Genomic DNA, 23979 nt, shown 5'->3' with positions numbered 1-23979 from the left:
TTTACTATTAGCTAATTACAAGAGAGACAACATGAAGCAGTATCTGGCATTGTGTCAACGCATTATCGATGAAGGGCAATGGATTGATAATAAACGGACAGGAACCCGTTGTTTAACGGTGATTAATGCTGATCTGGAATATGATGTTGCAAATAACCAATTTCCACTGATAACGACACGTAAAAGTTTCTATAAAGCTGCAATTGCAGAGTTGTTAGGGTATTTACGCGGTTACGACAACGCAGCACAATTTCGTGAAATTGGTTGCAATACATGGAATGCAAACGCTAATGAAAATGGGGCATGGCTAAATAACCCTCATCGCAAAGGTGAAGACGATATGGGCCGTGTTTATGGTGTTCAAGGACGCCAATGGCAACGTCCAGATGGTTCCCATTTTGACCAACTACGTAAAGTGGTAGATGACCTCTCTAAAGGTATAGATGATCGTGGCGAAATCGTAACGTTCTATAATCCAGGTGAAACTGAGCTAGGTTGTTTGCGTCCTTGTATGCATACACACACATTTTCATTAGTGGGTGATACGCTTTATTTAACCTCTTATCAACGTAGCTGCGATGTGCCATTAGGTTTAAATTTCAACCAAATACAGTGCTTTGTATTATTAGCGCTGGTGGCTCAAATTACAGGGCATAAGCCGGGTAAAGCATTTCATAAGATAATCAATGCACATATCTATGAAAATCAATTACCACTGATGCGAGATGTACAACTAAAAAGAGAGCCATTGCCGTTACCAACATTACATATCAATCCAAAAATCAAAACGTTGGAAGATATCGAAACATGGGTAACAACGGACGATTTTATCGTTGAAGGCTATCAATGCCATGAAGCGATAAAATATCCATTTACGGTTTAATTTTTCTTTTGTATTTAAAGCCTCTGTTTAGTGATAAACAGGGGCTTTTTATTTCTATTATTAATTTTAAATTCAATAAATTAATGCTAGTCATCAATTATCATTGATGACTATTTTTTTGTGTTTGTTCTGAAAATATTGTTACTGCGTCATTGTTCTAAAAAAAGACTTTCTTTTGTTTACCTTACAAAGGTTTAGCTGCATCCTCATCGCAGGCTCTAAAGGAGAACAAAATGAACAGTGACATGGAAATAAGCCTAAATAGAAAACTTGAACAAGAGAATGAATTTGGGATAAGCCTGCTTGAAATGCTTATTGTCATGATGATTACCTCGATTTTGAGTTATTTATCAATTACGACCTATCAGCAATTTACCCATCAACGTCAATTGATACATAGTGTGCGAGAAACCATAGCCTTTCTTTCTTATCAGCGACAACAAGCGCTACTGTTTAATATAAAGATTAAAATATCACTTCATTTGTCGCCCAGTAATCAAGTTGTTGCTATTCCTTTTCCTTTGCGACATTTGCCTGAAAAACAAACGATTTTTCAATTAGCGCCAGGTATTCAACTTAAACAATCAACAGTCTCAAATTTTACGTTTGGGGGTATCCGTCAAACCTTAAGACCAATGAGTTTTGTGCTTCAAAGTTCAGAAGGTGAAGTGAAAGTTGTTATTTCATCTTTAGGCAGAATAAGAGTATGTAGCCAGACAATTAAGGTATTTTCGCCATGTTAAAGCGATCAATATTTTCATTTTCATCTGGCATGATGCTGATGGAATGTCTTTTTGCCATAGCAATTAGTGGGGTTCTATTTCTTTGTATTAGTCGAGCTTACCCCCAAATAATGAACACTTTGATCCATTGTTACCAACAATACCAGTTAGATATTTTTTTAAGAGAACGGTTATTGGTACTAGAAACACAACTAAGGCGCACTGGGTATTGCTACGGTGATTGTACCCATTCATTGCAGTCAAGGAAGTTTCACACTTCACCATTAAAAATAGGTCAGTATTCTTATCAAGAAAAAAACTCCTGCATTATTTTCGCTTATGACGTAAACAGCAATGGTCGATGGGATGTACATTCTTCAAAAGAGAGTGATTATTTTGGTTATCGGCTTAAAAATGGGCAATTGGAGCAATTAAGAGGAGTACAAGATTGTACTTCTTCAGGGTGGCAACGATTTTTTGAAAGTCATGAGATTGAAGTGACGGAGTTTATTTTACGCCCTTATTCAAGGCAACATCTTATTAAAGATAAACGACTTTTTTATCTTTCAGTTTCTTTAAAATTTCATTTAAAACAATCTCCTGCTGTGAAGTCACATTATAATAATAACATTCGGTTAAGGAATGTGACCACGTTATGAGTCTTGATTCAATTCACAATAAAAGTGAGCAAGGATTTGCAAGTTTACTTGTCGTTATAGGGTTTATTGTTATGAGCTTATCGGCACTTGGAAGTTTTGCTTATTATTACAGACAGTCTCAACAAATAGTGATGCAAGAGCTACAAGCACGACAAGCTTTTTTATTTGCTGAATCCGCATTGGTGTGGGGAATAAAGCTGAATTGGGAAATTTCGTCGTCACAGTTAAATAAATGGCAATGCCGTCATTTTCATGCAAATCCTAAAATAAAAAGCTGTTTATTTTTGCTCTCTTTGGAAAAGGGCTTATTACAAGGACAAGCAGAAAGCTTAAAGAGTTATAAAATATATCATTATCAATGGGTTGATTTTTCGAAGGACAAAAATAAATCTATTGTTGCACATCCAAAAGGATGGCTAGATTATTGCCCATTAGTGCATAAGGAGTGTGTGTTATAGATAACATCCAAAATAAATCAGAAAGAGGCTCTATTTTACTTAATACAATGTTTATACTACTGTTTTTTAATATTAGTTTTGTCGCTATTATAGGGTATAGTCAATCATTAAAAGCTGACTTTCAGCGGTTAATCCAAATTCAGCAGGCAGGGCAGGAGCTTTTTGTTTTATTTGAACAAATGTCTGAAATATCACCTGACTATTTTGCTTCTAACCGAAGAATAATGACACGCTCACTTTTACAGTCTGAAGGTTGTCAGCAAATAGAAGGTTATGTTGCCAATCATGTATTACCCACACTAAAGCTGTATTACTGGTCATGCTATTAATAAAATGAGGATCTGATGTTTCATATATATCACTCAAATCAATTGTCATTACTAAAGTCACTTATGGTGCACTTTATGCAGACCAGACCACTTTCCTCTCCTTTTGAACAAGAAGTGATCCTTGTACAAAGCCCCGGAATGTCTCAGTGGTTACAAATCCAGCTTGCCGAAAGCTTGGGTATTGCTGCTAATATCCGTTACCCATTACCAGCAACCTTTATTTGGGAAATGTTTACTCGGGTATTATCAGGTATACCTAAAGAAAGTGCTTTTTCTAAAGATGCCATGACATGGAAATTAATGGCCTTGCTTCCTGAATTTTTAACTTATGAGGAATTTAAACCCTTACTGCATTATCTTGATGATGATGAAGATAAACGTAAACTTCATCAATTAGCTGGGCGTGTAGCTGACTTATTTGACCAATATTTGGTTTACCGTTCGGATTGGCTAATGTCGTGGGAAAATGATGAATTAATAGAAGGATTGAGCGAAAACCAACGCTGGCAAAAAATATTGTGGGTAGCATTACAGCAATACACAAAAGACCTTAATCAGCCTCAATGGCATCGTTCTAATCTTTATCAACAATTTATCTCTACATTAAATAACGCAGATGAAGGGGAGCTTCAGCACTGTTTTCCTCCTCGTATTTTTATTTGTGGAATTTCAGCATTACCTCAAGTTTACTTGCAGGCGTTGCAAGCGATAGGACGTCATACAGAGATTTTTTTACTTTTCACTAATCCATGTAGGCAATATTGGGGTGATATTCAAGATCCTAAATTTTTGGCTCGTCTTAATAATAGAAAACCGCGCCATTATCAGCAATTACATGAATTACCTTGGTTTAAAGATGAAAAAAATGCCTCTTCGCTATTTAATGATGAGGGAGAGCAAAATATCGGTAATCCACTATTAGCGTCATGGGGAAAATTAGGTAAAGATAATCTTTATTTTCTTTCTGAACTTGAATATACCGACGTACTTTTTGCTTTCTCTGATATTTCTCGTGATAATTTACTTCATCAATTGCAAGCAGATATCCTTGATTTAGAAGATTTTTCGCAATTGGGTACAACACTTGCAACTTATGAATGTAGTGAAGATAAACGTGTGATTTCGCCAGATGATCATTCACTGACTTTTCATGCTAGCCATAGTCCACAGCGCGAAGTGGAAGTGTTACAAGATCAATTACTGCATTTGTTAGAGCAAGATCCTGAATTACTACCGCGTGATATTATTGTGATGGTTGCGGATATCGATAGCTATACACCTTATATTCAAGCTGTATTTGGTAATGCGCCTTCAGAACGTTATCTTCCTTTTGCTATTTCAGATAGAAAAGCACGTCAAGCACACCCCGTATTACAAGCTTTTATTACGCTATTAGAACTTCCTCAAAGTCGTTTTACAGCAGAGCAAGTGTTAGCCTTACTTGAAGTGCCCGCGTTAGCTGGGCATTTTTCTATTTTTGAAAGTGAATTAAAACTGCTACGCCGATGGGTGGATGAGTCAGGCATACGCTGGGGGTTAGATGATGAGAATGTGGCTTCATTCTTATTACCCATTACAGGTAAAAATACATGGGAGTTTGGCTTACTGCGCATGTTGCTTGGCTATGCGATGGAAAGTGAAAATGGTCCTTGGAAAGGCGTTCTTCCTTACGATGAATCCAGTGGATTAGTCGCTGAACTTGCAGGTCATCTCGCTGATTTTCTTTATACATTAAGTGATTGGCGTACACGTTTGAATGAAACTCGTTCATTAGAAGCATGGTTAGAAGTTGGACAACAATTAGTTGATGCCTTTTTTGAGTCTGATGAAGAAACGGAGTTAGTGTTAGCGCTTATTATCCAACAATGGCAAAAAGTGATTGAAAACGGATTGAAAGCGCAATATCAAAATGAAATTCCGCTAGTGCTTATTCGTGATGAATTAACAGTACGGTTTGATGATGAAAAAATCAGTCAGCGTTTTTTAGCCGGTAGTATTAATTTTTGTACATTAATGCCTATGCGCTCGATTCCCTTTAAAGCGGTGTGTTTATTAGGCATGAACGATGGTATTTATCCTCGTAATATTCAGCCATTAGGGTTTGATTTAATGGCGGAAAAACGCCGTCGCGGTGATAGAAAACGTCGTGATGATGACCGTTATTTATTCCTCGAAGCGCTTATCTCAGCTGAAAAATATCTTTATATCAGTTATATCGGAAAATCGATACGTGACGATCGAGAATGTAATCCATCAGTTTTAATCAAAGAATTACAAGATTATATTGGGCAAAATTTCCGTTTACCAGAGGATGGTGAACTCAATGTTGATGACAGTGCGACTCGTGTAAACCAGCATTTATTAACACAACATAGCCGTGTTCCTTTTGCTCAAGAAAATTTCCGTATAGATGCTTCCTTTCGTTCTTATGCCTCTGAATGGCTGCCTGCTGCTAGTGGGCAAGGGGAGGTTCATCAAAGTTTTATCGAACCACTTAATGATGATGACACAATAGATAAAGTTTCTGTTGATGCACTGGCACGTTTTTATCGTCATCCTATTCGAGCTTTTTTCCAACAAAGATTAAAAACAAATTTCGTTATTGAAGAAACAGAATTACCCGAAGAAGAGCCGTTTGTGATCAATGCGCTTCAACGTTATCTATTGAATCAATGGTTATTAAAAGCATTGATTGATCAAACCTCAACAGAAGTATTGTTTGAGCGTATTAAAGCAGCAGGACAACTTCCTGCGAGTGCATTTGGTCAAATCTATTGGGAGCAACAAATAGAAGAATTACTTCCTTTAGCTGAAAAGATAAGAAGTGAACGATTAGCCACACATTCTGTCACATTAGAGCAAAGTTTTAGTGCAATACCATTGATTGGTCGTTTAAATGAGGTACAAGCTGATGGTTTATTACGTTGGCGACCTGCCAGCTTAACAGCTAATGACTTATTGCAACTTTGGATTGAGCACCTAGTTTATTGCTTGAAAGAGGGGACTGGCGAGAGTCGGTTTTACGGTAGGAAAGAGACTCAATGGTGTTTATTACCGGTTGATCCTGAGTTTGCCTATGCGACATTAGACAAGTTAATCAGTGACTATAAACAAGGGTTAAACAGCCCATTAGCGTTATTTGCGAAAAGTGGCTGGGCTTGGTTGCAAGCTTGCTATGATAAAAAATCACAAGAGTTTTTACTTGATGATGAAGAGACACTTGAAAAAGCAGAATTAGTGCTGATGCAACATTTAACGGGTAGCTATAATCGAGATGGTGAAATGAGTGACATGTATGTTCAGCGTGCTTTTTCTCAATTAGATGAACTTTTTTTACAAACGGTCAAACAGACGGCATTAACAATATTTAAACCAATAATTCCATTTTTGAAAAATAAGGGAGCTCATATCAGATGAGAAAATACTTCTCGCAACTATGGATCATGTTGCTATTGATGCTAGTGAGTATCAATAGCTTTGCTACTGATCCTCTCTGGCAAGTATTACCTGATAGTATTGAAAAAAGTGAGAGTGATCCACGCCAATATCAAGCGATTAAACTACCTAATGAAATGACTGTCTTACTGGTTTCTGATGAAAAAGCAGTTAAATCATTAACGGCTGTTGCATTACCTGTCGGAGCATTAGAAGATCCAGATAGTCAGCAAGGTCTTGCGCACTATTTAGAACATATGGTGCTAATGGGGTCGGTGAAATATCCTCAGTCAGGCAGTATGTCTGAATTCTTACAAAAGAATGGCGGTTCTCATAATGCGAGTACAACGACTTACCGCACTGCATTCTATTTAGAAGTAGAAAATAGTGCCATTAATGAAGCGGTTGATCGCCTTGCTGATGCTTTAGCTGAACCTTTACTTGATCCTAAAAATGCAGATCGTGAACGTAATGCAGTTAATGCTGAATTAACAATGGCGCGCGCACGCGATGGCATGCGTTTTTGGCAAGTCAGAGCAGAAACTTTAAACCCAGCGCATCCAAGTTCTCGTTTTATGGGGGGGAATCTAGAGACATTAAGTGATAAACCAAATAGTAAGCTTCAAGATGAATTGATTAAATTCTATCAAACACACTATTCTGGCAATTTAATGAATGGTGTTATTTATAGTAATAAATCACTTGATGAATTATCTAAATTAGCCGCAGAGACTTTTGCTCGGATCCCGAATAAAAAGGCTGACGTACCTGTCACGACAGTACCTGCTATGACGGATAAAGAAAAAGGGTTAATGATCCATCTTGTACCTGCTTTACCACAAAAAACCTTACAGATTGAATTTGGTATTGATAATAATGTCGCCGATTTTCGTAGTAAATCTGATGAATATATTGGCTATTTAATCGGTAATCGTAGCGCGGGAACATTGGCAACGTGGTTACAAGATCAAGGCTTGGCTGAAAGTATTAGTGCCTCTTCAGAGCCTTATATCGATCGTAACCAAGGCTCATTTACGATTTATGTCGCGTTGACAGATAAAGGATTAGCGCAAAAAGACAAAGTGATTTCTGCTATCTTTTCGTATATTCGTTTAATTCAAACCGAAGGTATCAGTCAGCGTTACTTTGATGAAATTGCGAATGTATTAAATCTCTCATTCCGTTATGGCTCTATTGTAAGAGATATGAATTACATAGAAGGTATTTCGGATATGATGCTACGCTATCCAATCAAAAATATCTTAAATGCAGACTATATTGCTGATAATTATGAACCTTCAGCGATCCTTTCTCGTCTTGACTCTCTTACACCAGAGAAGGCTCGTATTTGGGTGATAAGTCCTAATGAACCTTCCAACAAACAAGCCTATTTTGTTAATGCACCTTATCAGGTGGATAAAATCACAGATAAGCAATTAAAAACATGGCAAACATTATCGGATGATATTTCATTATCACTGCCAGCACTTAACCCTTACATCCCTGATAACCTTTCACTGATTGATGCGGACAGCAAAATCATCAAACCACAATTGCTGTGGCAAGATAAAAGCGCTCGCTTATTTTATATGCCATCACATTATTTTTCTGATGAGCCTAAAGCTAGTGTGACATTAAGTTTAGTGAATAAGAAATCAGACATTACCGTTAAGCAGCAAGTGACACAAACCTTAACTGACTATCTTGCTGGTTTAGCATTAAGTGAATTATCTTATCAAGCTTCTGTTGCCGGAATGAATATCTCATCCTCATCAGGACAAGGTATTGATTTTTCAATAAATGGATATACACAACATTTACCAGAATTAGTTAATGCAACACTAAAAAGCTATATGAGCTTTGAATCAACTCAAGAAGAGCTAGATCAGGCTAAATCTTGGTATCGCGAACAACTTGAAGTGACTCATAACTTAAAAGCATTTGAAGCAGCTATGCTGCCGGCTCGCCGATTAAATACGATCCCGTACTATGAAGAAGCTGATAAAATCAAAGCATTAGAGTCAATTACACTACAAGATATTATTGATAATCGCCATGAAGTCATTAAAAATGCGGCACTTCAGGCACTGATTATTGGTAATTTAACGCCAGAGCAAAGCCGTGATATTGCTAAATCTGCACACGAATTATTAGGTAATCAAGGCACAGAATATTGGATCGGTGAAACATTAGTATTCAATAAATTAGATGCGGTTGAATTCCAAAATAAATCGAAGAGCACCGATAACGCATTAGGTGAGCTTTATATCCCAACAGGTTATAGTCGTCTTGAAGGTCAGGCCATTTCTTCAGTGCTAGCCTCAGTTATCAAACCTTGGTTCTATGATCAATTAAGAACAGAAGAGCAACTAGGTTACGCTGTATTTGCTTATCAAGGCACTATGGGTGAGCAATCAGGTATCGGCTTTTTACTACAAAGTAATGCAAAACCACCTGTCTACTTGAATGAACGCTATAACGCATTTTATCAGCAAGCTTACGAACGTTTGAAAAAAATGAACGAAGCTGATTTTAATCAGTATAAACAAGCGATTATTACCGAAGTTAAACAGCCACCTCAAACATTCTATGAAGAAGTTTCTCTTTATCGAAATGACTTCCATCGTAATAATTTAAAATATGATGGCCGTGAAAAATTCTTAGCTGAACTTAATAAGGTTACATTAAAACAAGCTATTGAATTTTATGAAAAAGCAATTATAAAACCTAATGGATTTATTTTCGTCTCTCAAGTTATTGGTAAAGATGGCACAGATGCTGATTATGCAGAAAATAAGCAATGGAAACGTTACACCACAGTAAGTGAATTACAAAAAACTTTACCTGTTGAGGAAATTAAAGAGTGAGTGACGTGATACAGGCACAGCCATTAAACCCGTATACACTTCCTCTATACCAAAGACGCCTTATTGAGGCGTCCGCGGGAACAGGAAAAACTTATACAATAGGGTTGTTGTATTTACGGTTGCTTCTTGGATTAGGCGGAGAGTCAGCATTCTATCGCCCTCTCAGTGTTGAAGAGATTTTAGTTGTGACATTTACGGATGCGGCGACAGATGAATTACGAGCACGTATTCGTAAAAATATCCATGAACTAAGACTTGCCTGTATCCGTCATGATGTTGAAAGTAGTGATAATACGTACCTCGAGTTACTCAAACAGATCCCTAATAAAGAGCTAGCTGCGCAGTGGTTGCTAGAAGCTGAACGCCAAATGGATGAAGCGGCTATTTACACTATTCATGGCTTTTGTCAGCGTATGTTGGCGAACAATGCATTCGAATCAGGAGTCTTGTTTGAACAAGTCTTGATCCAAGATGAATATGAGCTCAAAAAACGGGTATGTGCTGACTTCTGGCGTCGCCATTGTTATCCACTTTCTTATGATGTTGCTAATGCAGTAAGCCAGATTTGGTCTGGCCCGGAACAACTGCTTTATGAAATACAGCCTTATTTGCAAGGTGAAATGCCTGAAATCGAAGGTGTGGCATTAGATAGCGAAAATGAATCAGTAAAAGAGCGCCATCAAGCGGTTATCGAAGCAATTAATAACGTTAAAACTCGTTGGAATGAACATCATCATGAAGTTGAAGCATGGATAACCGCTTCAGGTGTTGATAAACGTAGTTACAGCAGTCGTTTTTTACCTAAATGGATTGAAGAAATCACTTTGTGGGCGTCAACACTAGAAACGAAAAGCTATCAATTACCTGATTGTTTAATTCGTTTTTCTCAAGAAACATTGAATGAGAAGGCCACTAAAGGTCCAGCACCAGAGCATATTCTTTTTGTTGAAATTGAACGATTAACAAAGCAGAGCCTGACTTTGCGTGATGTTATTTTGGTCAACGCGATCCCTGAAATACGCCAAGGTATTGAAAATGAAAAAATGCGTCGTGGCGAAATGGGGTTCGATGATTTATTAACACGTTTAGATAGCGCATTGAAACGTGAAGGTGGTGAAGCTTTAGTGCAAGCCATTCGTGAACGCTATCCAGTTGCAATGATTGATGAATTCCAAGATACAGATCCCCAACAATATCGTATTTTTGATGCGATTTATGGTGAGCATGAAAACAGCGGTTTGTTGTTTATTGGTGATCCCAAACAGGCTATTTATGCTTTCCGTGGCGCAGATATTTTTACTTATATTCAAGCTAGAAAGCAGACATCTCATCACTACACATTAAACACTAACTGGCGCTCTGCACCGGGTATGGTGAATGCTGTTAACAAGCTTTTTATGCGTTCCAATGCCCCATTTTTATTTGAGCATATCCCTTTTATTGAAGTAAGCTCGGCTGAAAAAAACCAAGACATGGCTTTTATTTACCATGATAAACCGATTCCTCCTTTTAATTTTTGGCTTGCTGAAGGTGAAAGTGTTTCTACAGGAAATTACGAGCAAATCATGGCAGCACAATGTGCTGCACAAATTCGTGATTGGTTATCAGCAGGGGATCAACAACAGGCTTGGCTGATTGAACAAGGTACAAAAAAATCGGTTACATCTGCTGATATTATGGTGTTAGTGCGTAGCCGTAGAGAAGCAGTACTTATTCGTGACGCACTGAATTTGCTTTCAATACAATCGGTGTTTTTATCCAATCGTGAAAGTGTATTTGAAACCAATGAAGCTAAAGATCTACTTTGGTTATTACAAGCAGTTGTAACACCGGAGAAAGAACGTGTTTTAAGGGCATCTTTAGCCAGTCGATTATTTGGTTTTAGCGCAAAGCAAATTGATGATCTGAATTGCAGTGAGGCACGCTGGAATAGCTATGTAGAGAAATTTGCTGATTATTATATACTATGGCAAAAGCGCGGCGTTTTACCAATGTTGCGTAAGATCATGATGGATAATCAAATTGCAGAAAATTTACTCGCAAGTATTGATGGTGAGCGTCGGCTTACAGATATCATGCATATTGGTGAATTATTACAAGAAACATCATTACAACTTGATAGTGAACACGCCCTTATTCGTTGGTTAGCACAACAAATTTCTCATCCCGATGCGCAGTCTGAAAGCCAACAAATGCGTTTGGAAAGCGACCGAAACCTTGTGCGAATTTGTACTATCCATAAATCTAAAGGCCTTGAATATCCTATTGTTTGCTTACCTTTTGCTTGTAATTATCAAGAACAGAAAGGGGCGCTTTATCATGATAGAGAGAAGTTTTACGCAAAATTAGATATTTTTAGCCGACCTGAAAGTTTGCGCTTAGCGGATGAAGAACGCTTAGCTGAAGATTTACGCTTACTTTATGTAGCATTAACACGATCAAAATTCTGCTGTTATGTTGGTGTTGCTCCTCTTGTTAAGGGGACTAAACGTAAGTCAGGCCTTACCGATTTGCATAAAAATGCTTTAGGGTATTTATTGCAGCAAGGCGAAGAGGGTAATAGTGAATTATTGCATCAATCAATCCATGCTTTATTAGATGATAATATTAGTGTAACAACGCTTGATATTATGTCTGCACATCGTTATCAGCCTCAATTAATGGCTGACACAAAACTTGAGGCTGCAATATTTAAACGCCAGATCCATGATAACTGGCGTATAACGAGCTATTCAGGGTTAACCTATCAACATTCAAATCGTAGTTATCATTTTGACTTAGGTGATATTGAGGCTTTAGTACAATCTATCGCACCGGGGCTTGATACAGATGCTAAAGGTGAGAAGCAACAAGGAGAGGTTGATGAAAATTCGATTCATCATTTCCCTCGTGGTGCAGTAGCAGGAACGTTCTTACACAGTTTGCTGGAAGTATTAGATTTTTCACAGCCTATTGATGAACTGTGGATGCAAGGACAATTGACTGCCCAAGGTTTTGATGAAAAGTGGGCTCCTCTTTTAGTTTCATGGATGGAAACTCTGTTTCATACACCTCTTAATACCCAAGGATTGTGTCTCGCTGATATCCCAAAATCACAACAACTTGATGAATTACAATTCTATTTACCTATTGAGAAAGAGGTATCATCAGCCCAATTGACTCAGTTAATTAGCCAGTTTGATCCTCTATCAAAACGTTGCCCGGCTTTGCAATTTCAACAAGTAGAAGGAATGCTTAAAGGCTTTATTGACTTAGTCTTTTCTTGGGAGGGTAAATATTATGTTGTGGATTATAAATCGAACTGGCTAGGTGAATCGAGTGAGGATTACACACAAGAAGCGATGATGAATGCAATGATGGATCATCGCTACGACTTGCAATATCAACTCTATACCTTAGCGTTACATCGTTTTTTACAACAGCGCATCCCTGATTATGATTACCAAAGCCACTTTGGTGGGATTTATTATCTCTTCTTACGTGGTATAGACAAAGCACATCCCGGAAATGGAGTTTATGCCTATTTACCCGATGAAGCTTTTGTTTTGGCGCTAGATTCACTATTTGCAGGTAAAAGTAGCAAACTCGATGTAGTCAGTGAGAAATAAAAATGATCAAACTATTAGAACAAGCGATTACACAAAATTTATTACGGCCTTTAGATCTTCGATTTGCACAAATGCTGGTGGAAGATGAAAACCCTATTTTACTGTTTGTATTTGCTTATTTAAGTGCTCAAACTGGAGCTGGTCATGTTTGTTTACCATTGAGTATTATTCAAAAAGATCAACTGTTTGATGGTAGACAAAAGGAGTTTGCACAAGAAATTTGGCAAAAAATGGGTAAGCCTTCTGCTAAAAAAATAGTAGAGGAATTGACTCATTGTCATTGTGTTAATCAAAGTAGTGATGATTCACCTTCCCCCATTATTTTAGATAATGAACTTCTTTATCTACAAAGAATGTGGAGCTATGAAGAGAAAGTAGCTCAGTTTTTTAGGCAAGAGCATGCCATTGTTGATATTGATGAGAATGAATTAATTAAAGTACTCGACCAACTTTTTCCAACAACGAAAGAAAGCCAAGAAACAAATTGGCAAAAAGTGGCTGCGAGTGTTGCTATCACAAGCCCTATCTCTATTATTTCTGGAGGGCCTGGAACAGGGAAAACTACAACAGTTGCTAAAATTTTAGCGGCTTTTGTGATGCTCACATCGAATGAAAAGCCGATTATTCAATTAGCGGCTCCTACAGGTAAAGCTGCAGCGAGATTAACGGAATCTTTAGGTAACGCTTTGGCACAACTTAATTTAAGCGAAGAAGAAAATAAGTGGATGCCAAAGCAGGCACAAACTATTCATCGTTTATTAGGCGCTCAACCTGAAAGCCAGCAAGTGCGTTACCATAAAGATAATCCATTACAGCTTGATATTTTAGTTGTTGATGAAGCATCAATGGTTGATTTACCTATGATGGCGCGATTGATTGATGCACTTCCACCAAAATGTCACGTTATTTTCTTAGGTGATAAAGACCAACTTGCTTCTGTTGAAGCAGGCGCTGTATTAGGTGATATTTGCCGTTTTTCTGAAGATGGTTTTAGTCAAAAGAGATTTGATCAGATTAATCACTTAACCCAAGGTGAGTTGGCTAAATCTAGCGGTATCATTCCTGTCTCTCAAACACCAGTTTCTGTCGTTAGTGATTCTCTGTGTCTGCTACGAAAAAGCTACCGCTTTGGTGAGGATTCAGGGATAGGGCAACTTGCTTTTGCGGTTAATAAGGGACAAACCAACACAGCCATTGCGTTGTTGAAAAAAGCAGAGGTTAGCCCACAACAGCTTGAAATAGCATTAGAGCCTCAAGATGTGAGCTTTATTGCTTTAGAGTCCAAAGAAAGCTATTTGCTGATGATACAAGATGCCGTTAACGCTTATCAAAAATATCTCACTTTAGTTTCTGAAAAAGCATCTCCTGATATTATTCTTAATGCATTTAACCAATACCGTTTATTGTGCGCGCGAAGAGACGGTCCTTTTGGTGTGAGTGGTTTAAATGATAGAATTGAAATGCTATTGCATCGCCAGCGATTGATCCGCCGCCCTACAAATAGTTATCAAAGTGATTATATTGGACGCCCGATTATGATCCAACGAAATGACAGTACGCTAGGTCTGTTTAATGGCGATATTGGCATTATGCTCAATAATGATGAAGGTGAAATGAAAGCTTTTTTCCAACTACCTGATGGAAAATTGAAAGCGATCCAACCTAGCCGGTTACCACAACACGAAACTGCGTATGTAATGACAGTACATAAATCACAAGGTTCTGAGTTTACCCATACAGCGTTAGTACTGCCCGATAAATTTTCACCTGTTGTTAGTCGTGAATTGTTATATACCGCATTAACACGGGCTAAACAGAAGCTTTCTCTTTATGCCTCAGAGCTGATGGTGAAAATGGCAATACAAACGCGTATTCAGCGCCGAAGTGGATTAATTGATAAATTACGTTATTAGCCATTAGTTAATAATGAAAAATAATAAAAGACAGGTATTGAGAGGGATACCTGTCTTTTTTTATATTTGGTAATTACTCTTTATGTAAATCTAAAATCAAAATTTTAGAACGGCGTTGGTAATTATAAAGTGCTTGTTTTTCAATCGGTAGCTTATCTATTTCAGCCGGTTCAAATCCTTTTTCTTGAAACCAATGTATGCTACGAGTTGTCAAAACAAACAGCTTTTCTAACCCTAATTGCTTAGCATGTGCTGAAATACGCTGTAGTAAAACTTCACCACGACAAGAGCTGCGATAATCAGGGTGTACTGCAACACAAGCCATTTCACCAATTTTTTCTGATGGATAAGGATAGAGTGCTGCGCATGCAATAGTCATATTATCGCGCTCAATAATGGTGAATTGGTCAATTTCAACTTCCAATTGCTCTCTTGAACGCCTGACTAAAATACCTTGTTGTTCTAATGGGCGTATAAGTTCGAGTATGCCTCCAATATCATTAATATTCGCTCTACGAACTTTCTCTGCACTCTCCATGACGATTTGAGTACCAATACCATCACGAGAGAATAATTCTTGAATAAGAGCACCATCAGATTGATAACTTAGTAAGTGGCTACGCTCTACACCGCGACGGCAGGCTTTAACTGCTCCCCGTAAGAATCTTACTGTACCTGAATGGTAATCACCTTCCGTTTGTAGCTCTTGAATTTTATCTTCGGCTTGATTAGGTAATAGTTCAGAAACAATGTGTCCTTCTTCATCGACAACACCTTGGAATGAACAAAAACCAATTATTTTTTGTGCTTTAAGCTTTATCGCAAGCTGTGTTGCTACTTCTTCTGAAGTGAGGTTAAAGCTTTCACCGGTCACAGATACCGCAACTGGGCCAATTAATACAATGGCATTACTGTCTAATTGGCGATGAATAGCTTCTTCATCGATACGACGGATTTTCCCGCTATGACAATAATCAACGCCATCATCAACCCCTAATGGTTGTGCGATAACAAAGTTACCACTAACAACATTAATATGCGCACCTTGTAATGGCGTATTGCTTAAACTCATTGATAAACGAGCCGTAATATCGAGTTGCAATGTACCCGCAGCTTGTTTAACAATTTCTAAGGTTTTGCTATCTGTGATGCGCGTATATTTATGATAAATCGGAGATACCTTTTGCACTTCAAGAGCAGTATCTATTTGTGGGCGAGCACCATAAACAACCACTAAACGAATGCCTAGGCTGTGTAACAACCCAATATCATTAATGATAGATGGGAAGTTTTCGTGAGCAATGGCTTCACCACCTAGCATAATGACAAATGTTTTGCCTCTATGTGCATTAATATACGGAACCGAGTGGCGGAATCCATCGACCAATTCGGTGCTACGCTCTTTCATAAAACCCTCTCAAGTGAATTTTTATTCGCATTTAATGTATTTTTATTCTTTTTGGAGAGGAATGGCAAGTAAAATCCTATCTTATTGTTTTCCCTGAAGGCAGAATATTCGTGTAAAAGTGAGTAATTGTGCTGTTTTTAAGTGACAGTGAAGTGTGGATTGGGTAAAGTTTTTCGTTCTTAACTTTTTTTATCTCTTTTTAGAGTTTACTGACGTTAATCGTTTTTTTGGAATATTTTCATGAGTCATTCTGAGCACAATCAAACTCGTCGTCGTCTTGTTAAAGGAATTGGCGCGTTATTATTGTTAAGTGTTAGTCCTGTTGGTCTTGCTGCCACAGCATCTATTGTTGCTGTGAGGGTTTGGCCTGCCTCGACTTATACTCGCGTGACTATAGAATCCAGTACCCCACTGAAATATCGTCAGTTTGCATTATCAAACCCTGAGCGTATTGTGGTGGATTTAGAAGGTATTCAACTTAATAGCGTGCTGAGAGGTGTCGCTAATCAGGTTCAGACTAGCGATCCCTATTTAAAACTTATTCGCGTTGGTCAAAATACACCTAAAACAGTACGACTGGTATTTGAAGTAAAAACGCCTGTACAACCGCAAATGTTTACGCTTAAACCTGTGGCTGAGTTTAAAAACCGTTTGGTGTTAGATTTCTACCCAAGCCACGGTGCTGACACTGAAGACGATCCTCTTTTAGCGCTATTGCGTGAATATAATGACGGTGATTTACAACAAGCTGTACCAGCACAAACCGATACACGCAAACCGGGCAGAGCAGGGCGAGATAGACCTATTATTATTATGATCGACCCAGGACATGGTGGTGAAGATCCAGGCGCAATTGGTAAATATAAAACGCGTGAAAAAGATGTAGTTTTACAAATTGCTCGTCGCTTAAGAACGCTTATCGATAAAGACGCCAAAATGAAGGCGTATATGACACGTAATGAAGATGTGTTTATTCCATTGACAGTACGTGTTGCTAAAGCGAGAAAAATGCAGGCAGACTTATTCGTTTCTATTCATGCTGATGCGTTTACAAACCGCTCTGCAAGAGGTTCTTCTGTTTTTGCATTATCAAAAACGGGCGCAACTAGTAACACAGCACGCTATCTTGCTCAAACACAAAATGAGTCTGACTTAATTGGTGGGGTGAGTAAAAGTGGCGATCGCTATGTAGACCATGCAATGCTCGACCTCGTACAAACGGCGACTATTAATGATAGCCTAAAATTTGGTAGTGAAGTACTTAAGCTGTTGGGTGGGATTAATAAACTGCATAAAAATAAAGTCGATCAGGCAGGTTTTGCGGTATTAAAAGCTCCAGAGATCCCTTCTATCTTAGTAGAAACGGCTTTTATCAGTAATATTGAAGAAGAGAAAAAACTAAAAACCGCTAAATTCCAGCAACAGATCGCAGAGTCTATTTTCAAAGGGATCAAAGCTTATTTCGCTAATGGCGGTGAATTAACGCTAGCTGATCGTAGCTAATTTCTTCCTATACCCTTTTCTTATATTCCAATAGAAAGCCAAGAACACTCGCTTTCTATTGGAGTCTCTTATTGTATTTTTAGCAGAATAAATCTATCCAATACAATGCGTTATTGAGATAACAGAAATTTAATGTAATAAATCTACGATTGATACGATTAGGCTTGTGAATTAAGAGGGAAAGTAAGAATGAGAAGAACTTTTGAATAGAAATTGGTTGCGGGAGCTGGATTTGAACCAACGACCTTCGGGTTATGAGCCCGACGAGCTACCATGCTGCTCCATCCCGCGACTGAATTGTTGTTTATAGAATTGGTTGCGGGAGCTGGATTTGAACCAACGACCTTCGGGTTATGAGCCCGACGAGCTACCATGCTGCTCCATCCCGCGACTGATACTATAACTTACTACTTTGTGAATTGGTTGCGGGGGCCAGATTTGAACTGACGACCTTCGGGTTATGAGCCCGACGAGCTACCAAGCTGCTCCACCCCGCGTCTCCACAGAGGGGCACTATACTCAGGATCTGCCGAGTTGCAAGTTTTTTATGAAATTTTTACAGTTTTCTTTTAAAAACGGTCAGAAATAACACATCAAGGTGCAAATTTAGGCAGTTATACGCGTCCTACTTCAAGGTATTTAGAATATATACTTGATGTTTAAAAGTCATATTGATTGGGTGATAATAGAAATTCTTTAGCAATCGGTATATTCATATCTTTATTGATTTTGCTTTGGTATCTTTCTAAGCCAAAATCAATACTCAAATTTAGTCATTAAGCGGGTCAAAAATGGTTACTTGGCGAAAATCGTTAATTTTAGGTATGTTAGCGCTTGCCTTGACTGGATGTCATCGTCCAACAGAGCAAGGGCAACAGTATAAAGATGGAAAGCTTAAGCAAGATCTCATTGAGGTAAGTTCGCCAAATACGCAAGGTACACCCATTAATGGTCCTGATTACTTACAACAAGTAAGTCAGATAAACCAAACATCATCTCGTTTGTATAATAGTAATAAAGAGACTTATCAGGCGGTCGAAAACTGGATACGCTCTGGTGCAGATACACGCCAATTACGTCAGTTCAATCTTTCTGCATTTCAAATGGAAGGGGTTGATAATTACGGAAATGTTCAATTTACGGGATATTACACTCCTGTTCTTGAAGCTCGTTTAACGCCACAAGGTGAGTTTCAATATCCTCTTTATAAAATGCCAGCCAACAGTCGTTCAAAATTGCCTTCCCGTGCTGCTATTTATAATGGTGCATTAAGCCAATCTTTAATTGCAGCTTATAGTAACTCCATTATGGATAATTTTATGATGGAAGTTCAGGGAAGCGGTTATGTTGATTTTGGTGATGGTAAACCTTTAACTTTCTTTGGTTATGCAGGGAAAAACGGGCACCCTTACCGTAGTATTGGAAAAGTGCTTATTGATAATGGTGAAGTAGAAAGAAAAGATATGTCTATGCTCGCTATTAGAGATTGGGCTGATAAGCACAATGATGCTGAAGTGAGAAAATTATTAGAAGAAAACCCATCATTTGTTTTTTTCAAACCAGAGCCTTTTACACCAGTTAGAGGTGCTAGTGCTATCCCTCTTGTTGCACTTGCCTCAGTGGCTTCAGATAGAAGCATTATTCCAGCAGGAACGGTGTTACTGGCTGAAATTCCTGTACTTGATAATGCAGGTAATTTTACAGGTGAATATCAAATGCGTTTAATGGTGGCATTAGATGTAGGTGGTGCAATTAAAGGGCATCATTTCGATATTTATCATGGAATTGGTAAAGATGCCGGTCATATGGCAGGTTTTTATAATCATTATGGACGTGTTTGGGTATTAAAAAAATCACAGCTTAATTCATTAAACCCTTCGTTATAAAAACGATTTACTCTTTATCTGTTCGTTATTAACGGTAAAATTATGCAAACGACATGGCTATTGATATTAATAGCCATGATTATTTCTGTTATTTAGGTTGTTATCGCATTATGCAAAATTCATTATCAGATTCATATTTACAACGCTTTTCTGGAATAGGGCGACTCTATGGGCAAAAAGCGTTGTCTTGTTTTGCTCAGGCTCATATCTGTGTCGTGGGTATAGGTGGCGTCGGCAGTTGGGCTGCTGAAGCATTAGCCCGCAGTGGTATTGGTGCTATCACCTTAATTGATATGGATGATGTGTGTGTGACTAACACTAATCGGCAAATACATGCGCTGAAAGAGAGTGTGGGTCAACCAAAATGTGAAGTGATGAAACAGCGTATTTTAGAAATTAATCCAGAATGCAAAGTGACTAGTGTTGATGATTTTGTCACGGTGGATAATGTCGCTGAAATGATGAATAACAACTTTGATTATGTTATCGATGCAATTGATAGTGTAAGACCAAAAGCTGCATTATTAGCTTATTGCCGTCGTTATAAAATTCCAGTGATCACAACAGGGGGGGCTGGTGGGCAAATCGATCCAACACAAATTCAAGTGGTTGATTTAGCAAAAACAATTCAAGATCCTTTAGCGGCTAAATTAAGAGAACGTTTGAAATCTGATTTTAATGTCGTAAAAAATAGTAAGGGAAAACTAGGAATAGATTGTGTTTTTTCAACAGAGCAACTGGTTTACCCACAAGGTGATGGTACGGTTTGCGCGGCAAAAAGTACGGCAGATGGCGTAAAAAGAATGGATTGTTCAGCTGGCTTTGGCGCCGTAACGATGGTAACGGCGTCGTTTGGTTTTATTGCGGTATCTCATGCGTTGAAGAAGATGCTAGCGAAGGCGCAGCGTACTCGGCCACAGCGTTGTTGATTGCACTTGTCGCCTAGCTGTGACTTGAATTATTTAGAGTATCGACTTGTTATATATTAACTTATTTGAGATCTTGAGTCTCAGCTAAGGTTATGATTGAGAGGTGAGAGATTTTAATCGTGCGATAATCGCATTCACCCCGTCAGTGCGAGATTGGCTAATTTGATTAGCCAATCCTAATTGATCAAAAATAGCTAACATATCGATATCAGCTATTTCTTGCGCTGTTTTATTTTCAACAGTAGCTAAAATAATAGTCAGTAAGCCTTTTACAATACGACCATCACTATCGCCATAAACATGGTATTTGCCGTTATTATTTAATTCGACACCAAGCCACACTCTATTTTCACAGCCTTTGATCTCTTTTTCTGTTGTTTTTAATTCATCAGGTAATGCAGGTAATTTACGCGAGAGTTGAATTAATTGACGGTATTTGTCTTCCCATGCTTTTGATTTTTGAAAATCTTCAAGCAAGATTGCCAAGGTAATTTCATGACCAAATGGGTGCTGAGTTGCAAGTAGAGGTGTGTTGTTATTCATTTCAATTATTCATCTTTTAAGAGTGATAGAGCAAATTTAACGGCATTAATAAACGCATCGATATCAGCGTGTTGATTATAAGGCATAAAAGAAATGCGTAAACAGCCCGAAATATTTAATGAATCAATAAGAGGTTGAGCGCAGTGTTGCCCTGTGCGTAATGCAATATCTTTCTCTGCGATTAGTGTAGCTAAATCACTATGATGAACACCTTCGAAATTGAAAGAAACAACCGATGAGTTAGCTGCTCGGTGACTGATAAACCCATTTAGCTCACTGAGGCGCTTCTCTGCTTCATCTGCAAGCTCAAGAGTATATTGGTTAGCATGATGCATATCTTGTTTTTCTAACCATGCTAATGTGGCTGAAAATGCAATAACACCTGCGACATTAGGAGTCCCAGCTTCAAAACGCTGAGGGATAGGAGCTGGAGTAAAGCTATCAAATGTTGTGTTAGTTAGCATTTTTCCACCACCATGCCAAGGTGCCATCGCTTCTAAAAGCTCACGTTTACCATAACAAATACCTAATCCATTAGGGCCATAAAGTTTATGAGCAGAAAAAACATAGAAGTCGATATTGAGTGCCGTGACATCTGTTGGGTGATGAACAATACCTTGTGCACCATCGACAACCAGTAAGCAATTATCATATTGATGAACACAATGAGACACTTTATCTAATGCGATTTGAGCACCTGTTACATTCGACATTTGGCTTACAGCGACAATTCGTGTCCGTTTATTGATTAAAGCATTTAAGCTATCAATAGAAGGTAGAAAATTATCCTCTATTGCCCAGCGGATCACGCGTGCGCCTGTCTGTTCCGCCAGTATCAACCAAGGTATAAGGTTTGCATGATGCTCTTGCTCACTAACAATTATTTCATCACCTGCCTGTAACCGCGGACGAAAATAGCCTTGAGCAATAAAATTGAGTGATTCTGTGGTGCCTTTTGTCCAAATAATCGTATCACTATCAGTACTATTGATTAATTCGGCAACTTGTTGACGCGTCGCCTCATATTGTTGTGTTGTTTCTTTAGCATGTTGATATTGGCTACGGTGAACTGTTGCAAAATTATAGCGATAAAACGCATCTGAGGCTTCTATCATGGCGAGAGGCTTTAATGCGGTCGCTGCACTATCAAGATAAATAGTTTTTTCTTTAAGAGCAGGAAATTGTTGTCGAAATAAATCAGGTGAAAATACGTTCATAGTTAGGCTGTATTGGTAGACGAATAATTTTCGCGATTTGTCGTTAAAAATAGGGCGTATAGATTATACGGTTAATTATATTTATTTATAACGGAAACCTAGGAGCATCCGTTTGTTCTGGCTCATTGAGTCCATAATAACACGATTAAGATGGTGAAAGTTCACTCAATAAAAAATCACTGAGATCCGATTAATATTCTATTTTTTCTTGTTTAAATTTTTTTTGGATAATTTGTGGTGAGTTTTTTTAGAATAATGATGATAACTTTATTATAAAAAATGGATGAAAACATTAAAACAGTATGTGTGAGTAATTAAAAAGTAGAGAAAAATAGGGAGTAAAAAAAGCACCGCCTTGGCGGTGCACTATAAAATCACTATGGACAGACAGGGTAAATGTACAGGAAGTGAAAAAAAACAGTAGCATCAGCTACTAAGTCTGGAATTTCCAGACAACTTGCAAACACAACATCACAACCACAAAGCCAAAAGTTTTGCAGTACTACTACTACACAACTTTTCGTTCCGGCTTAGGAAGTGCGCCTACTATAGGTATTTACTGGCTAATCATCAAGGGACAATTTATAATGCTTCGCATAAAAAAAACTAATGATGAAAGTTAGGGTCTACTAATAGCCAAAATAGGGGTTTAAGAACCGAATATGTCTAAACGTTTACCGCCATTAAATGCGCTTAGGGTTTTTGATTCAGCGGCACGTCATTTAAGTTTTACTAAAGCCGCTGAAGAATTATTTGTGACACAAGCAGCAGTGAGCCACCAAATTAAAACATTAGAAGAATTTCTTGGGCTAAAATTATTTAGAAGGCGCAATCGCTCTCTCTTATTAACAGAAGAAGGGCAAAGTTATTACCTCGACATTAAAGAAATCTTTTCATCAATTAATGAGGCAACTCGCAAATTATTAGCTCGAAGCGCGAAAGGCGCTCTTACCGTTAGCCTTTCTCCAAGTTTTGCTATTCAATGGTTAGTACCACGGTTATCTGGATTCAACCAAGCTTATCCGGGGATTGATGTACGAATTCAGGCTGTTGATAGAGAAGAAGATAAGCTGGCTGATGATGTCGATGTAGCTATTTTTTATGGTCGAGGAAATTGGACTGGGTTACGTACAGACCGCCTTTATGCGGAATATTTAATTCCTGTTTGTGCGCCATCTTTACTTACAGGTGAAAAACCACTAAAAACCCCATCCGATCTGATTTATCATACACTATTACATGATACATCTCGTCGAGATTGGCAAGCTTATGTACGTCAATTAGAGATACAAAATCAGATTAATGTGCAACAAGGGCCTATTTTTAGCCATAGTTCAATGGTGATACAGGCTGCTGTACATGGACAAGGTGTTGCATTAGTTAATAATGTAATGGCACGTAGTGAAATAGAATCAGGTCGATTAGTAAGACCTTTTCCAGATGTCCTTGTCAGTAAAAATGCATTTTATTTAGTTTGCCAAGATAGTCAGGCTGAATTGGGTAAAATTGCGGCTTTTCGCCAATGGATTTTATCTCAAGCAGCGAATGAGCAAGAAAAGCTGGGTTTACTGACATCATCTTAATATTGCGATTGGCAAATATCTTCTAGATAGGAAGGA

16 protein-coding genes and 3 tRNA genes are annotated in these 23979 nt (G+C 38.2%); 13 read left to right on the top strand and 6 right to left on the bottom strand.

Annotated elements, in window-relative coordinates; all coding sequences use genetic code 11:
- Window positions 1-31 precede the first annotated feature (31 nt).
- The 9 genes from DK857_RS09300 to recD all read left to right on the top strand — a co-directional run bounded on the left by DK857_RS09300 (window position 32) and on the right by recD (window position 14874).
- A complete protein-coding gene (locus tag DK857_RS09300; protein ID WP_109402032.1) occupies window positions 32-883 on the top strand; it encodes a thymidylate synthase in 852 nt (283 codons plus the stop codon).
- A gap of 233 nt (window positions 884-1116) precedes the next feature.
- On the top strand, window positions 1117-1626 hold the full coding sequence (locus tag DK857_RS09295) for a potassium:proton antiporter (protein WP_227003147.1): 510 nt from the start codon (window positions 1117-1119) through the stop codon (window positions 1624-1626).
- On the top strand, window positions 1620-2264 hold the full coding sequence (locus tag DK857_RS09290) for a prepilin peptidase-dependent protein (RefSeq protein ID WP_109402031.1): 645 nt from the start codon (window positions 1620-1622) through the stop codon (window positions 2262-2264). The genes DK857_RS09295 and DK857_RS09290 overlap by 7 nt, the downstream gene beginning before the upstream one ends.
- Window positions 2261-2722: a DUF2509 family protein gene (locus DK857_RS09285; protein WP_109394076.1), complete on the top strand. Its 462-nt coding sequence runs from the start codon at window positions 2261-2263 to the stop codon at window positions 2720-2722. The genes DK857_RS09290 and DK857_RS09285 overlap by 4 nt, the downstream gene beginning before the upstream one ends.
- Entirely contained in the window at window positions 2710-3051 is a 342-nt protein-coding gene (locus DK857_RS09280; RefSeq protein ID WP_227003146.1) for a hypothetical protein, read from the top strand. The genes DK857_RS09285 and DK857_RS09280 overlap by 13 nt, the downstream gene beginning before the upstream one ends.
- Window positions 3052-3066: 15 nt before the next feature.
- A complete protein-coding gene (gene recC, locus DK857_RS09275) occupies window positions 3067-6468 on the top strand; it encodes an exodeoxyribonuclease V subunit gamma (RefSeq protein WP_109402030.1) in 3402 nt (1133 codons plus the stop codon).
- Entirely contained in the window at window positions 6465-9353 is a 2889-nt protein-coding gene (gene ptrA / locus DK857_RS09270; RefSeq protein ID WP_109402029.1) for a pitrilysin, read from the top strand. Before recC ends, ptrA begins: the two co-directional genes overlap by 4 nt.
- Window positions 9350-12961, top strand: a complete 3612-nt coding sequence (recB, locus tag DK857_RS09265; protein WP_109402028.1) for an exodeoxyribonuclease V subunit beta — start codon at window positions 9350-9352, stop codon at window positions 12959-12961. The genes ptrA and recB overlap by 4 nt, the downstream gene beginning before the upstream one ends.
- 2 nt (window positions 12962-12963) lie before the next feature.
- On the top strand, window positions 12964-14874 hold the full coding sequence (recD, locus tag DK857_RS09260) for an exodeoxyribonuclease V subunit alpha (RefSeq protein ID WP_109402027.1): 1911 nt from the start codon (window positions 12964-12966) through the stop codon (window positions 14872-14874).
- 73 nt (window positions 14875-14947) lie between these two features.
- On the opposite strand, the gene argA is transcribed toward recD, so the two are convergent.
- Window positions 14948-16282, bottom strand: a complete 1335-nt coding sequence (gene argA / locus DK857_RS09255) for an amino-acid N-acetyltransferase (protein ID WP_109394071.1) — start codon at window positions 16280-16282, stop codon at window positions 14948-14950.
- Between the two features lie 240 nt (window positions 16283-16522).
- Between argA and amiC the strand changes: the two genes are divergently transcribed.
- Window positions 16523-17785 carry an N-acetylmuramoyl-L-alanine amidase AmiC gene (gene amiC / locus DK857_RS09250; RefSeq protein WP_109394070.1) on the top strand — a complete coding sequence of 421 codons (1263 nt, stop codon included), beginning with the start codon at window positions 16523-16525 and terminating at the stop codon, window positions 17783-17785.
- Between the two features lie 214 nt (window positions 17786-17999).
- Here the strand turns inward: amiC and DK857_RS09245 are convergent.
- From DK857_RS09245 to DK857_RS09235, 3 genes are all read right to left on the bottom strand, one after another.
- Window positions 18000-18076, bottom strand: a tRNA-Met gene (locus DK857_RS09245).
- Between the two features lie 22 nt (window positions 18077-18098).
- Window positions 18099-18175: transfer RNA gene (locus DK857_RS09240), tRNA-Met, on the bottom strand.
- A 30-nt stretch (window positions 18176-18205) separates the two neighbouring features.
- A tRNA-Met gene (locus tag DK857_RS09235) sits at window positions 18206-18282 on the bottom strand.
- A 294-nt stretch (window positions 18283-18576) separates the two neighbouring features.
- On the opposite strand from DK857_RS09235, the gene mltA reads away from it, so the two are divergent.
- Together mltA and tcdA are read left to right on the top strand one after the other, a co-directional pair.
- A complete protein-coding gene (gene mltA / locus DK857_RS09230; protein WP_098941995.1) occupies window positions 18577-19671 on the top strand; it encodes a murein transglycosylase A in 1095 nt (364 codons plus the stop codon).
- A gap of 110 nt (window positions 19672-19781) precedes the next feature.
- On the top strand, window positions 19782-20600 hold the full coding sequence (gene tcdA, locus DK857_RS09225; protein WP_098944048.1) for a tRNA cyclic N6-threonylcarbamoyladenosine(37) synthase TcdA: 819 nt from the start codon (window positions 19782-19784) through the stop codon (window positions 20598-20600).
- Window positions 20601-20690: 90 nt separating this feature from the next.
- Here the strand turns inward: tcdA and csdE are convergent, their stop codons facing one another.
- Together csdE and csdA are read right to left on the bottom strand one after the other, a co-directional pair.
- Entirely contained in the window at window positions 20691-21143 is a 453-nt protein-coding gene (gene csdE, locus DK857_RS09220) for a cysteine desulfurase sulfur acceptor subunit CsdE (RefSeq protein ID WP_109394069.1), read from the bottom strand.
- Between the two features lie 5 nt (window positions 21144-21148).
- A complete protein-coding gene (gene csdA / locus DK857_RS09215; RefSeq protein ID WP_109402026.1) occupies window positions 21149-22360 on the bottom strand; it encodes a cysteine desulfurase CsdA in 1212 nt (403 codons plus the stop codon).
- Window positions 22361-23022: 662 nt separating this feature from the next.
- Between csdA and DK857_RS09210 the strand changes: the two genes are divergently transcribed.
- Window positions 23023-23943 carry a transcriptional regulator GcvA gene (locus DK857_RS09210; protein WP_023582728.1) on the top strand — a complete coding sequence of 307 codons (921 nt, stop codon included), beginning with the start codon at window positions 23023-23025 and terminating at the stop codon, window positions 23941-23943.
- The last annotated feature ends 36 nt before the right edge of the window (window positions 23944-23979 follow it).

Origin of the sequence: Proteus terrae, from assembly GCF_003144325.1 — a bacterium.
In the GTDB taxonomy this organism is placed as follows: Bacteria; Pseudomonadota; Gammaproteobacteria; order Enterobacterales; family Enterobacteriaceae; genus Proteus; species Proteus terrae.
This window is presented reverse-complemented; position numbering and strand designations above follow the sequence as displayed.

Bases quoted from the DNA above. Each gene is read 5' to 3' on its own strand.
- DK857_RS09300 (WP_109402032.1), top strand. From the start codon at position 32: ATGAAGCAGTATCTGGCATTGTGTCAACGCATTATCGATGAAGGGCAA.
- DK857_RS09295 (WP_227003147.1), top strand. From the start codon at position 1,117: ATGAACAGTGACATGGAAATAAGCCTAAATAGAAAACTTGAACAAGAG.
- DK857_RS09290 (WP_109402031.1), top strand. From the start codon at position 1,620: ATGTTAAAGCGATCAATATTTTCATTTTCATCTGGCATGATGCTGATG.
- DK857_RS09285 (WP_109394076.1), top strand. From the start codon at position 2,261: ATGAGTCTTGATTCAATTCACAATAAAAGTGAGCAAGGATTTGCAAGT.
- recC (WP_109402030.1), top strand. From the start codon at position 3,067: ATGTTTCATATATATCACTCAAATCAATTGTCATTACTAAAGTCACTT.
- ptrA (WP_109402029.1), top strand. From the start codon at position 6,465: ATGAGAAAATACTTCTCGCAACTATGGATCATGTTGCTATTGATGCTA.
- recD (WP_109402027.1), top strand. From the start codon at position 12,964: ATGATCAAACTATTAGAACAAGCGATTACACAAAATTTATTACGGCCT.
- argA (WP_109394071.1), bottom strand. From the start codon at position 16,282: ATGAAAGAGCGTAGCACCGAATTGGTCGATGGATTCCGCCACTCGGTT.
- amiC (WP_109394070.1), top strand. From the start codon at position 16,523: ATGAGTCATTCTGAGCACAATCAAACTCGTCGTCGTCTTGTTAAAGGA.
- mltA (WP_098941995.1), top strand. From the start codon at position 18,577: ATGGTTACTTGGCGAAAATCGTTAATTTTAGGTATGTTAGCGCTTGCC.
- tcdA (WP_098944048.1), top strand. From the start codon at position 19,782: ATGCAAAATTCATTATCAGATTCATATTTACAACGCTTTTCTGGAATA.
- csdE (WP_109394069.1), bottom strand. From the start codon at position 21,143: ATGAATAACAACACACCTCTACTTGCAACTCAGCACCCATTTGGTCAT.
- csdA (WP_109402026.1), bottom strand. From the start codon at position 22,360: ATGAACGTATTTTCACCTGATTTATTTCGACAACAATTTCCTGCTCTT.
- DK857_RS09210 (WP_023582728.1), top strand. From the start codon at position 23,023: ATGTCTAAACGTTTACCGCCATTAAATGCGCTTAGGGTTTTTGATTCA.